The organism is Pantoea sp. (assembly GCF_032114055.1).
GTDB lineage: Bacteria > Pseudomonadota > Gammaproteobacteria > Enterobacterales > Enterobacteriaceae > Pantoea.
In genome coordinates, this window is the sequence record NZ_DAMCTB010000006.1 from 147413 (window position 1) to 161424 (window position 14012).

Consider the following 14012-nt stretch of genomic DNA (forward strand, 5'->3'; position numbering starts at 1 on the left):
TGGTTACTGCGGTTTTGCGGGCCAGCTTATATCCGGCGCACCCGACACGTCGGTGGCCTGTACCGCCTGCACGTACTTCATCCAGGCGGTAAGCATGGCCTTGTCCTCATCGGTGATGATGCCTAACAGCAACTGCGTCTGCCACGCCTGGGTGATGTCGTTTGCCTCGCTCACGCGCGCCGCCTTTTCGCTGGCCGCTGCGTCAGTCAGCGACTGCTGCTGCGCTGCGCTGTCAGTCACCCATTTTTCACCGTCCCACTTATCAAACGCGGTTGCCGGAGCCTGAGTTGTGGTGTCTGCGGGATAGTCACCCAGCGCCGAAATCTCTACCGGCATACCGCCGGAAACCGGATAAACCGTTTCGCCGCGATGGTCCGGCACGCTCAGCCAGCTGCCGTCCTGATATACGGCTGCAAAACCCGGCTGCGCGTCAGGCGGCGGCGACAGGCAGGCGCAGGCAGGCAGGCCAACCCCCTGAGCCAGAAACTCATCACTGGCGCCGGTAAATTCCCCGCTTACCGCGTCAAAATTATAAATCGTCAGTGTGCCGGCCGATTTAGCCAGGCCGTTTTTATCAAGCGTAACCTTTGCCATTAAGCAGCCCTCACGATGTAGTTAAACGCAATGTTGCGCGGGCGCGTCTCCGCTGCGGAGCGAAAAACAGAGCGCGAAACGGAGTCGCTTGTACCAAAACTATTCCCTTCACTAAGGCCGTTCAGCGCATCTGTTGCCGGATATGCAGCTGAACGGGCCGTGCTGACAAAAAGCGCCTGCACGTTTTTACCGTTTGTACCTGTATTAACCCCGATTGCATCCGCCTGCCCGGACAGCAGCGCGCGGCCTGAATCTACTCCGCGCGCGTCATCCCAGCCGCGAATAAACTCGCCGCGAAGGTCGGCCAGCTTCAGTCCCGGATAAGCCAGCGCCAGCTTTGGGTAGAGCGTGCTGCTGAACGTCGCGCCGTTACTTTTCAGAAAGACCATGCCTGACATTGATGCAAAGAGTTCATTCGGCATTTTCGCGTGCGGCCACGGGAACGGCGAACCGATAAGCGGCGCACCTTCGCCACAGCCGAGGTTTTTGAGAACGTCAGCAACCAGCGCGGCATCTTTAATTTCTGCCAGAGCATTGGCGATCTGCAGGTACTGGCTGTGCGGGTTTTTATCATCGGCGTGAGTTTTCATTACGCTGTCAGCGTAGGCTTTCACCTCGATCACAGCATCATCAACATATTTGCGCGTTGCCAGCACCACGGAAGGGTCAATCTTAAGGGTGATGGCGTCGGTGCTGTTGACGATCAGAATCATGCGCACAGTCTGCGTGCGCCCGCTGCCTTCCTGCAGCGCGGGCTTGTAAGTTTCCGGCGTGTTACACACGGCAATCAGCGTGCCGTCCGCATCAAACAGTCCCATTTCCCTGATCCAGAATCCTCCCGACGTTTCGGGGATCACCTGCTCGGCAATCATCTGGCTGGCGTTGGCCGGGTCAATGCTCAGCGTATTGATGGCTGCGCGGCGCACCTCGTTTACCAGCTTTGTCTGGCTGGCGTTCGGCGTTGGCAGCGTGCCGCCGCCATCACCCACGGCCATCTGCGTAATATTCAGTTTTGTGCCGAGCGCGGCAGCGTTGGCAATTTTCGCCGCGCCCAGGTTGGTTACGATTGCATAGTATTTTTGTGTCATGGTCCCACTTCCATCAGATCGATAACGTGAACCGCCGCGCCGCCATAAACTGCGCCACTGACGGAGATAAGTTCCGGGGTATACGGGTAAACGGTAAGATCGTCACCGTCGTAGCTGGCCGCCGCTATCCGCGTTTCGCCGCTGACCTGCAGGTTGATTGACATTCCCAAAAGGTGGCGGCTGCAGGGCTTCGCATCGCTTATCAGCCGCTCAAGTTCCTGATAGGTTTCTTCTGTAATGCCCTGGTCCTGCACGCCGATGTCCAGCCGGAACGTGCCAGGCGGCTCGCTGGTTTTCCACCACTCAATAACCCGGATCAAAAAGCCGAACGGCTCCACCACGCGGCGGATGGCGCTGATGGTGCCCTTGTGCTGATGGATGTAAAACGCATCGCTCACCACCTGCCGCTTGACGCTTTCCGCCCAGCTTTCGTCCCAGCGGTCCACCGAAAACGCCCAGGCCAGATACGGCAGAAAGCTCACCGGGCAGGTGGTCGGGTTCCACAGGTGACGCAGCGGTACGTCCAGCCCGGAAATACCGCTGCAGGCTTCTGCCAGTCGGCGCTCCAGTACAGACGAGCCGGGCGGCATCAGGCTGCTGTTGCTCATGTCACCCCCTGATCATTTGCCACGGAAATATCCGTGCCGGTGCAGTAACCCGCCTGCGTGCGGTCCATGATGATGTCCTGCGCCGGTTCAGTGATTTCCACCCAGTCCACACCGGCCACGCGCAGCACTGCCCCGTAGGACTCACGCCGCACGCTGCGCCCCAGCTTTTTCTGCTCGATCAGGTAAGCGGTCAGCTTCGCGTTTGCCGCCTCAAGGCAGGGACCGGCGGCCACGCCGTCAAACAGATGCAGCCTGGCCTTCACGCTGTAGCTGCGGATAGCCGCCCCCTGAACCGTCACGCGGTCGGCTACCGGGCGCACGCTTTCAGCACTCAGCGCGGTGTTCACTGTGGTCAGTAAATCTTCTGCTGCCGTGCCGTCACCCTCACGGCTCAGGACGGTGATCAGCACCGTCGCCGGTGACGGGCTGATGGCGGACACGTCCTGCACCCGGCCATCGGCGCTTTTTGCGTGAAACTCATAGGCGCCCGTCGGTCCGGCCACGCTCAGCCCCTCAAAAGCCTCCGGCACGCGCACGCGCAGCGCGTCGTCCGATTCCATCTCCGCATCCACCGGCGGCACCGCATCGGGATTAGCAGGCGTAATGGTCAGGCGCTCCACGTTGTTGCGGGCGGCCAGCTGCTCCAGATCGCTGCCGATGGCGTAGGCCACCATTACCGCCTGCGCCGCCTCGTTAATGCGCTGGCGCAGCAGGATTTCCCGGTAGACGTTCTCCTGAAGGCTTTTCACAATCGGCTCAGACTCCAGCGCCAGCACGCGGCGCATGGCGGCCTGTTCATCCGCCGGATAAAGCGCAATCAGTGCCTCTTTGCGCTCAGCCAGCAGGGCCTCAAAGTCAGGCACCTCAATAATCTGCGGCGCGGGCAGCTGGGAAAGGTCAATTACCGCCACTGTTCACCCCCACTGGCACAGACATAGCAACCGGCGAGCCGTCAGCGCGCTGGCCGGTCAGCTCAATCACCATAGAGCCGTCAAAGTCGCTGGTAAGGCTGACAGTGCTCAGCCTCACGCGCGGCTCCCAGCGGCTGATGGCGACATACACTGCCGCCATCACCTGCAGGCGGATCGCGTCGTTCTGGGTCTGGTCAATCAGCACTGACAGCAGCGAGCCGTAGTCACGCCGGGCAATGCGACTGCCTTCCGGGGTGATCAGGATGTCGCGTATGCTCTGGCGTATGTGGTCAATGTCGGTAATGGCCCTGCCGGTGTCGCGGTTCATGCCGAGATACATCATTTCGGTCCTCCTGACATATCGGTGCCGGTCTTCACTTTTTCGTGTAAGTGCTTGTCAGCAATCACGCCGTTTGAACTCATTGCGCCACCGCCGTGGGTCACGTCGCCGTTCATCGTGGTGTCACTGTTGATCCGCGTCTTGCTGGCTTCTATTCCCAGCGCGTCGGTTATCAGCTGAATGCCGTCCGATGCTTCAATGCGCACGCTTCTGATGTTCTTTATCAGCAGCTGGCCGTTTTCCGGTTCGTACTGAAACCAGCCGCCGTCTTTAAACACGGTCGTGGTGCCGTCTTCTGAATAGTCAGGCGGCGGAAAGGCTTCGGAATAAATGGCGGGCAGCGCAAAGGCGGTTTCAAGATTGCCGCCCAGGCTCAGCAGCACAACCTGTTCCCCGACGGTGGGCTGCCACCATGTGCGGGTGTTACCGGCACGAAGGGTGAGCCAGTTAATCCAGTTGGTTTCAAGGTCGCCCGTTTTCACCCGGCATAGCCAGTTCACCGGGTCCACTTCGGACACGGTGCCGGTGCGGATCAGGTTGGTGATAAGGCGCATAATTTCGGTGAGTTGAGTATTCATGTGCAGAGCGTGCCACGGCGGAGAAGCAGAGAGCAGAACTTGCGGTTGTGTAAGACATGATACAAACGATAACCAAATTCGCACTTGCGCACTGTGCAGCAGTGCATTACAATGTGTGCAGGTTAAAACGCGGAGGCACCGATGGAATGACATTAAGAAGCATCGAGAGTTTTCGGGACGATTGGCTTAAAGATTTTTTTCTGTATGGAAAAACACATAAAAAAATCCCGGCCACTATCGCATCAGCACTAGCCCGAAAGCTCGACATAATAAATGCGGCGATAAACTATAAGGATTTACGATCGCCACCTGGAAACCGTTACGAAGAATTAAACCCTCCTTTAGAGGAATACTCTTCGATTCGGGTTAACGAGCAATACCGACTAATATTTAAATGGATCGATGGTAAGGCTGTTGACCTATACTTAGATGCACATAGCTATAAAGCACATAAGTAAGTGATGAGGGTTTAGAGTTGCAGCTCTAAACCCTCTTAAAACAGGAAAGTGAAGTTAGTTTTTGGACCGTTAGAACTTAGACCTTAGAGAGTAGAGATATGACCCAAGCAACCCGCAAGCCGACTACTGTAGGAGACGTATTACTTTACGAATACCTGGAACCTCTTGGCCTGAAAATCTTGGACTTAGCTGAAATTTTGAATGTACACCGTAATACTGTCAGTGCGCTGGTTAACAACAACCGCAAGTTAACTCCAGATATGGCTTTTAGGCTTTCCGCTGCTTTTGAAACCAGCGTTGGGTTCTGGTTAAACCTTCAAAATAGTGTAGATATTTGGGAAGTAATGAACGATGCCCGCACGCAGGAAGAAATCAGCCGTGTGACACCTGTTGAAAATTTTCTGGCACAAAAAGAAAAGCAAGTAGCATAATTTTCCAATGAAAAACTAGTTTTTCCTTGAAAGAACGGCCCGCAATCGCGGGCCGTTCTCATTCTGCAATCCAGCGCAGCAAAGCCGCCTGTACAGTGTTTTCTACCTCACTATTTACGCCTAACAGAGGGCGTTCCGCATATTTAACCATCGGGCCGCGACGGCTTACCCGGTCCCGCAGGCCGTAGTGATGGACGCGGGCCAGCTTCTGTACCGCCGGAATAAAGGCAACCTCTGCGGCGTCTGCGTCTGCCTGCGCCTTCAGATACTTTGCCGTTTTCATTTTTGCGAACATGCCGCGACGGATGCGGCCCTTTTTGCTGCGGGCGGTTACGCGGCGCGGCTCCCATGCGGCCCCGTCCGGAGAACGTTGTGCTGTGATATTTGCCTGCTGAATGCGGCGCACGTCGCGCGCCACTTCGCGCAGCATCTTTTTCCGGGCCGCCGGTTCCAGTTGCGACAGCAGCGCCGCCAGCCAGGCATCCACTTCATGCAGTTCAGCCACGTTTCACCGTCCAGACTTCCTCCGGCCCGTCCGGTTCCGGCACCGCCTCAACGCTGATTTTCCCGTCCACCGTCGTTGCCACAATGCGCTCTGTCAGCTTCAGATCCATGCTGATGTCACAGCGGTCGTTTGCCAGAATATCCACCTCAAACGAAAACAGCTTTTCGCGCGCCTCACTGTTTTGCAGCGCGTCGGGCTGGTTTTCCCGCAGCCACAAAAGCACCGGGGCCATCAGCAGGTTCTGATCGCCGGTGAAGTCGGTGATCACCACGTTCAGCGTGTAGCGATATTCCCACGACAGGGACGGGGCAGACGTGGCAACCACCTGCCCGCTGTCCACGAACAGGTGCAGGCGATCCGGGTTGTCGGCCACGTAAGGGACCGACTTATTCAGGGCGCTGCGTAAGGACTGCGGCTTGTTCATCGTCTTTTTCCTGACAGCTGATGATGGTATCGACTTTACCGGCGCACGCCGCCCAGGCGGCCTCCGTTTCGTTCAGCAGGGCCAGAAGGTCGCCGTTAGTGCGCGGCGCTGCCGGGTCCAGCTGGCAGCGGGTGATTTTCGGACAGCCACTCACGGTAAGATTCACCTCCTGAGAGGGCCGGTCGCTGCCGCAGCCGGATAACAGGATCAGGCAGAGCGGCATCAGCCCAGCGGCGAAGGTCTTCATTTTCACGTTTCAGTTCCTCAATCTTTCGCTGCCGGTCGCGCAGCAGCTGGCCGTTGCGTTCGGCGGCGGCGTAAAGCTGCGTCTGCGCCTGGCTGCTGGTCTGCGTCAGGATATTCAGGGCAATCAGCTGGCTGTTTTTCTGGCTCAGCTTTTTGCCCTGGCCCGCAATGGTGGTCTGCTGCGCATCGATCCTGCCGTGGGCGCTGCTCAGCCGGTAAGACTGCACGCCAGCGAATACCAGCAGGATCAGCACGATGGCGGCCAGTGCGCGCGTCATGCCGCTATCCGCTTCAGCTCTGGCCTGATCATCCAGCGGTAAAACAGAGCATTCAGGCTCACAAGAACCACCAGGTGCCATCCTGCTGTCCACATCACCACGGCGATAATCACGCGGTGATACCATCTGAGCGGCACACGGTCAGCCAGCTGCGCAAACCTCAGCAACCAGGCAAACGCCCGCTTATGCTCTCCGCCGCTCAGCGTGACGGCGCAGCACAGCCCGGAAAAAACGATGAATGCCCAGGCAAAGAACTCTGCCCAGAGCAGCGCCGCCAGCGGATAGCCCGCAAAGCTGCCGTGACTGATACTGACCAGCGTCAGCAGGACAGTGAGTAACGCCGTAAACCACCAATTTTTAATCATCTGCATCTCAGACTCCTTTAAGGCACCATGCCAGTTCACGTCCGCGCCGGTTATCCAGCCCCTGATTAAATACGCCTTTCACATACACCCAGCGCGGCAGCTGATAACACGCATCGCGCCATTTACCCCGTTTCAGCAGCGCCACCATCGTGGAGCCGCACACGTTGCCGGTTCCCACGTTGAACGCCAGCGACACCAGCGCGTCATAAACCTGCTGCGGCATGGAAACCGCCACGCAGCGCGCCAGTGCCGCCTCAGTGCGCAACACGTTGGTGATGAAATTCCCCGCCGCCTGCCGTTCCGTGATGGAATTACCCGGCACCACGCCGGACGTATTGCCGATCCCGTCGGTCCACTTTCCCGCGCTGCACTGGTACGGCTGCAGGCGGCAGCCCTCGTAATCAGCAATCAGCCGCAGCCCCTCCACCGATGTGTGCAGCTGCTGAAAGCCGGGCATTGATGCGGCCAGCGCCAGCACCACGCCCACAGCGCAGCGTTTAACGGTCTGCAGATTCATACTCCCCCCGCGTGATGCGCCCGCTTGCCAGAAGCTGATAGGTTTTGTGCTTGTAGTACCAGCTGATAAGCGCCATCAGCAGGCCGATAAGCACACCGGCCACGGTGGACACGTCCTTCAGGTCCATGCCGCCCAGCCATGCCATCACCACCGCAATGCACCAGGTCACAAAGGTGCTGATTTTTTCCCACATGATTCAGTCCCAAAGCTGGACGGCCTGCACGGTGGCCGTCGCTGTCACGTCCGGCAGCTCCACCTCCAGCCCGTGCGGTAAGAGGGGGCCGTGCTCCGCCAGCCCCGGATTTGCCTGCAGCACCTGTTCCGTCATGCCCTGCGTGCGCCCGTAGTGACGCCAGCAGAGTGCGTCCACCGTGTCATACTGCTGCGCACGCACTTTCATCAGATAAGCTCCACGGTGCAGTGCGGCATGTCCTGCACGCGGCTGACGGCCCAGCGCGCGTCCCGCCACAGGTCGCCGCTGGCATCAGTCAGTTCTTCGCCGCGCTTAACCGCTATCGCGGTTGCGTCAAAGTCCTGATAACGCTCGTTCAGTACTGCGCGCGTCCAGCACCACACCGCGTTAACGTAGTGATGCAGCCGCACGCTCTCACCGGCCAGACGCTCCGCCGGAACGTCAGCCAGGCTGTTGTGCCCAGCCAGCTCCTGCCGCTCACGCCACGGATAGAGCTCTGCGTTAACCTCCGCCATCGCGGTCAGCACCACCTGACGCAGACGTTCCGGCGTCACGGTGCCGTCAACGCGCATGACGCTGCGGAACTTCGCCAGATCAACGTCGGGCCAGAATGAATTGTTGGGGATGATGTCCGGCGTTCCCGTCGCCTTCTGTGGCGCGATAAATTCCATTGCTCTGTTACTCCTGAATAGGTGGGCGGTGGACGGGGTTTTGATGCGGCGCTGCCTGTCGCCACCCCGTGCCGCCCCGCGCGTGGGCACGTCCGGTTATCAGCTGGCGTTACGGATTTTCCGCTCCAGCTGCTCAATGTCTTTTTTAACGCCGCACTTCTCGTCCAGCTGCAGGGCTCGCTTCAGATGGTTCAGCGCGGACGCCGGGCTGCTTTCCGTCAGCACCCAGCCGATGGACTTGTGCAGACGGGCGCGTGACTGATCGGGCATGTCGTGTGCATCCACCACCTCCAGCGCCTCAAGCAGCAGGACCGGATCAAAAGGCGTCTTCGCCAGCACGGCGGCCTTTGCCGCATCGGCAATTTCTTCAGCCAGCACCGTTGCGGTGGTGCGGTGTCCCAGCGGCATCGCCCAGCCGTGCTTCAGTGCGTGACGGCCAATCGCCAGCGCACCGGCATAATCACCGGCGTCAACGCGCCAGAGCATCACGTACATCAGTACGTCGTCCTGCTGCGCGCCGTCAGCACTCAGCACGCCCTCAGCCCAGGCGGCGTACTTCGGCAGCACCTCCACCTTGATTTCAGCTTTTCGGACGTTGGACTGAATGCCCTTGAGGCGGCGGCGGTCTTCGTTCAGCTGCAGCAGCATCAGGTCATAGCCCTTTGTGCTGCGGCCACTGCCGCCCGACCGGGCGGCCTCCTGTGCCTGAATAAAGCGCGTGTGCGCGCGGAAAGGGTTGGTCACGGGTTACGCTCCGCCTTTGCTGCCATCACCGGCATCACCGGTCTGCGTGGTGTCCGCGCTGGCGGCTGAACTGTCCGAGCCGCTCATGGACTTGACCACGCTGGCCGCCACGGCGGCGATACGTGCGATTTCCGCGTCGCTCATCTCACCCGGCGCTTTTTCCGGCTCCTGCTCCAGCAGCTCGATGTTTTCCACCAGGCAGGTGCAGTCGTAGTCCTCGACCACGTAGGCCTCGTTAACCGACTCAAGGTTTTCGATGCGGTCACGTTTCGGGTTATCGATGATGGAGCGGCGACGCGTCTCTTCCTGCCAGTAGATGGACAGGTTATCCAGGCGGGTGATCAACAGCGCATTCGCCGGGAAGTAAGGCGCGCGCACGGCCTGCAGGCCGCCGATGCGCTTCTGACTGATGATCAGATCAGCGGCCAGTGCTTCGGTGTTGGGCTGGCTCTGATTGACCAGCGGGAAATACTTGTCAGCCAGCAGCTGGCGTCCGCAGATCACCACCAGTTCGGTGTCGTCCTGGTACTGCACGCCGATTTTTTCTGACACCGCGCCCATCACCACGGCGTCCAGGTTACGGAACAGGCCGCCAATCCCGACGGTGATTTTGTCCGATACCACTTTGCCGTCGTCACCGATGTGCTGACCCAGCACCTGCGCCGGTTTTTCCTGGCGGATTTTCTCCAGCCAGCCGATATTCACGTCCTGCAGCAGCGGGTTCTGCACGCGGTTGGAGGTTTTCTCGCGCTTGATGCCGTTGAAGCCGATCATGATGCGGTCCAGCGCCTGACGCTTCACGATGGCGTCACGAATGCGCACCTGGAAATCGCTGAACTTCGCCCACATGTCCAGCTTTGAATAAGGCAGCGCCGTGTCAAAGTTGGTCTGCGTGCATTTGTAGCCGTCGCCGTCGATGTAAGTCGGGTCGGTCGGCTCACGCTCTTTCTGGGTGGTATCGGTGGTGCCCGCAATGGTGGTGCCGATCCCCAGCCCCAGCCGTTCGCCGCTCTGCTCACTGACCGGCATGATGTTGATGGCCTGCAGGAACGCGGAAGACTCCTGAATTTTGCTTTCCAGCGTCTGCGACACGGACGGCTCAATGGTGAATTTGCTGTTCAGCGCGGACAGGTCAATCTTGTTAATTTCTGCCAGCACCGACATGTAAGCATTCAGCTTAAAACGGGTAGTATTTTTCATCGCTCTGCTTTCTCTGTTCATTAAAAAGGTTTGCCGCCGCTGTATCAGCAGTCGGTGCGCACTTCGCCGCCGCTGCCGTTACCCGGCGTGCGCGGGCGGACCTGCTGGCGGCCATCTTCCCGGCTCAGCTGCTGCTGCAGTTCGCTGAAGTCCGCCTGCAGCTGTTCGCGCTTCAGCACTTCCTCACCCAGCGCACTGCTGAAATGTGATTTCAGGCTGTCAGCCTGTTCGCTCAGTGCCGTTTCAAGGCGCGCGCTCAGGTCCTGCTGCTCCGTGGCGATCAGCTCCACGGCCTGATGCACGTCGCTGAAGCGGGCCGCATCGGTCTGCTGCTGTCTGCTGAACATCGCCTTTATGCGGGCAAACAGGGCGGGCTTTTCGTCTGCCACGTCCTCAAACTCGATCAGGGTTTCTTCAGCGGCAGAGAAAAGGTTGTCAGGGTGCTGCTTGCGGTTTGCCAGCGGGTTCGTCCCGGCGCTGGCGCTGAACTGCAGCATTTCGGTGCCGAGGCTGGCCGGATCGTCGGTCACGGCCAGGCCAATCAGATAGGCCGCGCCGGTGTCCGCGAACTCCGGGCGGATTTCCATAGAGGTGAAGATTTTCTGCATGGCACCGGTCAGCGTGACCAGCTCATCCGTCGGGTTAATTACGGCATACAGCCCCAGCTTGCCCTTCAGCGGGCCGTCGCTGATTTCTTCTGCATCCAGCGCCTCTACTATGCCAAAGCGGCGAAACGGGCTGTCAGGCGTGTAGCCCTTGATGTGCTCCATGTTGATCAAGGCGGTGTACAGCTCAGGGCTGTAATTTGCCGCCATCTGTTCAAGCCAGCTGCGCTCGATGGTGCGCCCGTCCGTGGTGGCACCTTCCACCCCGATACGAAAACGCTTTGCTTTCTTTGCCATTGTCCAGGCTCCGGTCAGTAAAACTCTGTGAGGCCCTATGGTTGCGGCGGCAGGGGTATCGAAACAACGCGCGGACGTTGTGCGGGAAACCACACAATGAGGGATGGCGGAAAAGGCGGCGGCGGGGCCGTATTTTGGCTGCATGAACATGACACCCGCCCCCGACGACCTCGATCCCCGCAGGCAGGCTTTGCTGCTGTACTTTCAGGGATACCGCATCGCCCGCATTGCTGAAATGCTGGGAGAAAAACCCGCAACCGTTCACAGCTGGAAGAAGCGCGACAGGTGGGGCGACTACGGCCCGCTTGACCAGATGCAGCTGACCACCGCCGCACGTTACTGCCAGCTCATCATGAAGGAGCAGAAGGAAGGGAAAGACTTTAAGGAGATTGACCTGCTGGCGCGCCAGTCGGAGCGCCACGCCCGGATCGGCAAGTTCAGTAACGGCGGCAACGAAGCGGACCTGAACCCGAACGTGGAGAACCGGAATAAAGGCCCGCGTAAGCCTCCGGAAAAGAACCTGTTCAGCGACGAGCAGATTGAGAAGCTGCAGGAGGTTTTCCACGGCTCGATGTTCGGCTACCAGCGCCAGTGGTGGGAGGCCGGAAATAAATATTCGGTCCGTAACCTGCTGAAGTCGCGCCAGATCGGGGCGACCTTCTTTTTTGCCCGCGAGGCGCTGATCGATGCGCTGACCACCGGGCGAAATCAGATATTCCTGTCGGCCAGTAAGGCGCAGGCGCACGTCTTTAAGCAGTACATCATTGAGTTCGCAAAAGAGGCGGACGTTGAACTGAAGGGCGACCCGATGACGCTAAGTAACGGCGCGTGCCTGTACTTTTTAGGCACCAACGCCCGCACCGCACAGAGCTATCACGGCAATCTGTATCTGGATGAATATTTCTGGATCCCGAAATTTCAGGAACTGCGCAAGGTTGCATCCGGCATGGCGCTGCATAAAAAGTGGCGGCAGACCTATTTTTCCACACCGTCCAGCCTGACGCACAGCGCCTATCCGTTCTGGTCCGGCGCGCTTTTCAACCGGGGCCGTGCGAAGGCCGACCGCGTAGATATCGACCTGACGCACCCGAACTTGTCGCCGGGCCGCTTCTGCGATGACGGCCAGTTCCGCCAGATTGTGACCGTTGAGGACGCCGTGCGCGGCGGATGTAACCTGTTTGACCTCGATCAGCTGCGCCTGGAATACAGCCCGCCGGAATACCAGAACCTGCTGATGTGTGAATTTGTGGATGACCTCGCGTCCGTGTTCCCGCTGCAGCTGCTGCAGAAATGCATGGTGGACAGCTGGGAAGTGTGGAAAGACGATTTCGAAGCACTGGCGCTGCGTCCGTTCGGCTGGCGTGAAGTCTGGATCGGGTACGACCCGGCGAAGGGCACGCAGAACGGCGACAGCGCCGGGTGCGTAGTCATGGCTCCGCCCGCCGTGCCGGGCGGTAAGTTCCGCATCCTTGAGCGGCACCAGTGGCGCGGCATGGACTTCCGGGCGCAGGCTGAGTCCATCAAAAAACTGACGCAGCAGTATAACGTCACTTATATCGGCATCGACTCCACCGGCGTCGGCCTGGGCGTTTATGAGAACGTAAAAGCGTTTTTCCCCGCCGTGAAAGAGTTTGTCTACAACCCGACTGTGAAGAACGCCCTGGTGCTGAAAGCGTTCGACATCATCAGCGGTGGGCGGCTTGAGTTCGACGCCGGACACCTCGACATCGCGCAGTCATTTATGGCAATCCGCCGCGCCACCACGGCCAGCGGCAACCGCCCGACCTACGAAGCCAGCCGCAGTGAAGAAGCCAGCCACGCGGATTTAGCTTGGGCGGCCATGCACGCGCTGGCAAACGAACCGCTGCAGGGTGAATCTGCCCACACACGCAACATCATGGAGATTTTTTAAATGAGCAAACGCAGAAACCGCACGCGCACGCAGCCCGTACCGGAACAGATGACCGGCGGTCCGGCGGCGGAAGCGTTCACCTTTGGCGACCCGATCCCGGTACTGGATCGCCGCGAACTGCTGGACTATGTGGAATGCGTGGTGATGGACAGGTGGTATGAGCCGCCGGTGAGTTTTGACGGGCTGGCGCGCACGTTCCGCGCCGCCGTGCATCACAGCTCACCGCTGAACGTGAAGCGCAACATTCTGACCAGTACGTTTATCCCGCACCGGCTGCTGAGCGGGCAGGCGTTCAGCCGCTTTATCCAGGACTATCTGGTGTTCGGTAACGCCTACCTTGAGAAGCGGACCAACCGCCTTGGCGGCGTGATTGCACTGGAACCATCGCTGGCGAAATTCACCCGGCGCGGCACTGACCTGGACACCTACTGGTTTGCGCAGTACGGGCTGACCACGCAGCCTTACCAGTTCACGCCGGGCAGCGTATTTCATCTGATGGAGCCTGACCTTAATCAGGAGATTTACGGCCTGCCGGAGTACCTGTCCGCTATCCCGTCAACGCTGCTGAATGAGTCGGCGACGCTGTTCCGCCGCAAATATTACCTCAACGGCAGCCATGCCGGTTTCATCATGTACATGACCGACGCCGCGCAGAATCAGGAAGACGTGGACAACATCCGCAAAGCGATGAAAAGCGCGAAGGGCCCTGGCAACTTCCGCAACCTGTTTATGTATTCACCTAACGGAAAGAAAGACGGGATTCAGATCATCCCTCTGTCAGAGGTAGCAGCTAAGGATGAGTTCCTGAACATCAAGAACGTGAGCCGTGATGACATGATGGCGGCGCACCGCGTACCACCGCAGATGATGGGGATTATCCCGAACAACACCGGCGGATTCGGTGACGTGGAAAAGGCCAGCCGGGTATTTGTGCGCAACGAACTGATGCCATTGCAGAAGCGATTTGAAGAACTTAACAGTTGGCTGGGTGAGGATATAATTCAATTCTCTAAGTATGTGCTAGATTGATATCAAAAAAGCCTGCAA

The 14012-nt window shown here is 58.9% G+C and carries 22 protein-coding genes; 4 read left to right on the plus strand and 18 right to left on the minus strand.

Annotated elements, in window-relative coordinates; genetic code table 11:
- Window positions 1-3: 3 nt before the first annotated feature.
- Genes RT657_RS12330 through RT657_RS12355 form a run of 6 tightly spaced genes read right to left on the minus strand, consistent with a single transcriptional unit; the run spans window position 4 to window position 4119 of the window.
- Window positions 4-594, minus strand: a complete 591-nt coding sequence (locus RT657_RS12330; RefSeq protein ID WP_313654789.1) for a tail fiber assembly protein — start codon at window positions 592-594, stop codon at window positions 4-6.
- Window positions 594-1682, minus strand: coding sequence for a phage tail protein (locus tag RT657_RS12335; protein WP_313654790.1), 1089 nt, complete (start codon window positions 1680-1682; stop codon window positions 594-596). The genes RT657_RS12330 and RT657_RS12335 overlap by 1 nt, the downstream gene beginning before the upstream one ends.
- Window positions 1679-2290, minus strand: coding sequence for a phage tail protein I (locus RT657_RS12340; protein WP_313654791.1), 612 nt, complete (start codon window positions 2288-2290; stop codon window positions 1679-1681). The genes RT657_RS12335 and RT657_RS12340 overlap by 4 nt, the downstream gene beginning before the upstream one ends.
- Window positions 2287-3201: a baseplate J/gp47 family protein gene (locus RT657_RS12345; protein ID WP_313654793.1), complete on the minus strand. Its 915-nt coding sequence runs from the start codon at window positions 3199-3201 to the stop codon at window positions 2287-2289. Before RT657_RS12345 ends, RT657_RS12340 begins: the two co-directional genes overlap by 4 nt.
- Window positions 3188-3544 (minus strand): GPW/gp25 family protein, encoded by a 357-nt coding sequence (locus RT657_RS12350; RefSeq protein WP_313654795.1) that lies wholly within the window; start codon window positions 3542-3544, stop codon window positions 3188-3190. The genes RT657_RS12345 and RT657_RS12350 overlap by 14 nt, the downstream gene beginning before the upstream one ends.
- The gene (locus RT657_RS12355) at window positions 3541-4119 is read right to left on the minus strand and encodes a phage baseplate assembly protein V (protein WP_313654797.1); all 579 of its coding nucleotides are present in this window, start codon (window positions 4117-4119) and stop codon (window positions 3541-3543) included. The genes RT657_RS12350 and RT657_RS12355 overlap by 4 nt, the downstream gene beginning before the upstream one ends.
- A gap of 146 nt (window positions 4120-4265) precedes the next feature.
- Between RT657_RS12355 and RT657_RS12360 the strand changes: the two genes are divergently transcribed.
- The gene (locus RT657_RS12360; RefSeq protein WP_313654798.1) at window positions 4266-4577 is read left to right on the plus strand and encodes a type II toxin-antitoxin system RelE/ParE family toxin; all 312 of its coding nucleotides are present in this window, start codon (window positions 4266-4268) and stop codon (window positions 4575-4577) included.
- Window positions 4578-4675: 98 nt separating this feature from the next.
- Window positions 4676-5008: a HigA family addiction module antitoxin gene (locus tag RT657_RS12365; protein WP_313654799.1), complete on the plus strand. Its 333-nt coding sequence runs from the start codon at window positions 4676-4678 to the stop codon at window positions 5006-5008.
- Between the two features lie 58 nt (window positions 5009-5066).
- Here RT657_RS12365 and RT657_RS12370 read toward each other — a convergent pair whose 3' ends face one another.
- The 12 genes from RT657_RS12370 to RT657_RS12425 form a co-directional block, all read right to left on the minus strand.
- On the minus strand, window positions 5067-5513 hold the full coding sequence (locus RT657_RS12370; RefSeq protein WP_313654800.1) for a phage virion morphogenesis protein: 447 nt from the start codon (window positions 5511-5513) through the stop codon (window positions 5067-5069).
- Entirely contained in the window at window positions 5506-5937 is a 432-nt protein-coding gene (locus RT657_RS12375) for a phage tail protein (protein WP_313654801.1), read from the minus strand. The genes RT657_RS12370 and RT657_RS12375 overlap by 8 nt, the downstream gene beginning before the upstream one ends.
- Window positions 5900-6148 (minus strand): Rz1-like lysis system protein LysC, encoded by a 249-nt coding sequence (gene lysC / locus RT657_RS12380; RefSeq protein ID WP_313654898.1) that lies wholly within the window; start codon window positions 6146-6148, stop codon window positions 5900-5902. Before lysC ends, RT657_RS12375 begins: the two co-directional genes overlap by 38 nt.
- Window positions 6033-6461, minus strand: coding sequence for an Rz-like lysis system protein LysB (gene lysB / locus RT657_RS12385; RefSeq protein ID WP_313654803.1), 429 nt, complete (start codon window positions 6459-6461; stop codon window positions 6033-6035). Before lysB ends, lysC begins: the two co-directional genes overlap by 116 nt.
- Complete coding sequence (locus RT657_RS12390; protein WP_313654805.1) at window positions 6458-6826, minus strand: DNZ54_00345 family protein; 369 nt, start codon at window positions 6824-6826, stop codon at window positions 6458-6460. Before RT657_RS12390 ends, lysB begins: the two co-directional genes overlap by 4 nt.
- Before the next feature lie 7 nt (window positions 6827-6833).
- A complete protein-coding gene (locus tag RT657_RS12395) occupies window positions 6834-7343 on the minus strand; it encodes a lysozyme (protein WP_313654807.1) in 510 nt (169 codons plus the stop codon).
- A complete protein-coding gene (locus RT657_RS12400) occupies window positions 7324-7536 on the minus strand; it encodes an HP1 family phage holin (RefSeq protein WP_409520995.1) in 213 nt (70 codons plus the stop codon). Before RT657_RS12400 ends, RT657_RS12395 begins: the two co-directional genes overlap by 20 nt.
- Before the next feature lie 3 nt (window positions 7537-7539).
- Entirely contained in the window at window positions 7540-7743 is a 204-nt protein-coding gene (locus RT657_RS12405) for a tail protein X (protein WP_033786650.1), read from the minus strand.
- On the minus strand, window positions 7743-8207 hold the full coding sequence (locus RT657_RS12410; RefSeq protein WP_313654809.1) for a head completion/stabilization protein: 465 nt from the start codon (window positions 8205-8207) through the stop codon (window positions 7743-7745). Before RT657_RS12410 ends, RT657_RS12405 begins: the two co-directional genes overlap by 1 nt.
- A 99-nt stretch (window positions 8208-8306) precedes the next feature.
- Complete coding sequence (gene gpM / locus RT657_RS12415) at window positions 8307-8951, minus strand: phage terminase small subunit (RefSeq protein ID WP_313654811.1); 645 nt, start codon at window positions 8949-8951, stop codon at window positions 8307-8309.
- A gap of 3 nt (window positions 8952-8954) precedes the next feature.
- Window positions 8955-10151, minus strand: a complete 1197-nt coding sequence (locus RT657_RS12420; RefSeq protein WP_313654813.1) for a phage major capsid protein, P2 family — start codon at window positions 10149-10151, stop codon at window positions 8955-8957.
- A gap of 44 nt (window positions 10152-10195) precedes the next feature.
- Window positions 10196-11053 carry a GPO family capsid scaffolding protein gene (locus RT657_RS12425; RefSeq protein ID WP_313654815.1) on the minus strand — a complete coding sequence of 286 codons (858 nt, stop codon included), beginning with the start codon at window positions 11051-11053 and terminating at the stop codon, window positions 10196-10198.
- A gap of 142 nt (window positions 11054-11195) precedes the next feature.
- Here RT657_RS12425 and RT657_RS12430 point away from each other — a divergent pair, with 142 nt between their 5' ends.
- Both RT657_RS12430 and RT657_RS12435 read left to right on the plus strand, forming a co-directional pair.
- Window positions 11196-12965 carry a terminase ATPase subunit family protein gene (locus tag RT657_RS12430; RefSeq protein ID WP_313654817.1) on the plus strand — a complete coding sequence of 590 codons (1770 nt, stop codon included), beginning with the start codon at window positions 11196-11198 and terminating at the stop codon, window positions 12963-12965.
- Complete coding sequence (locus RT657_RS12435) at window positions 12966-13994, plus strand: phage portal protein (RefSeq protein WP_313654818.1); 1029 nt, start codon at window positions 12966-12968, stop codon at window positions 13992-13994.
- Window positions 13995-14012: the final 18 nt, after the last annotated feature.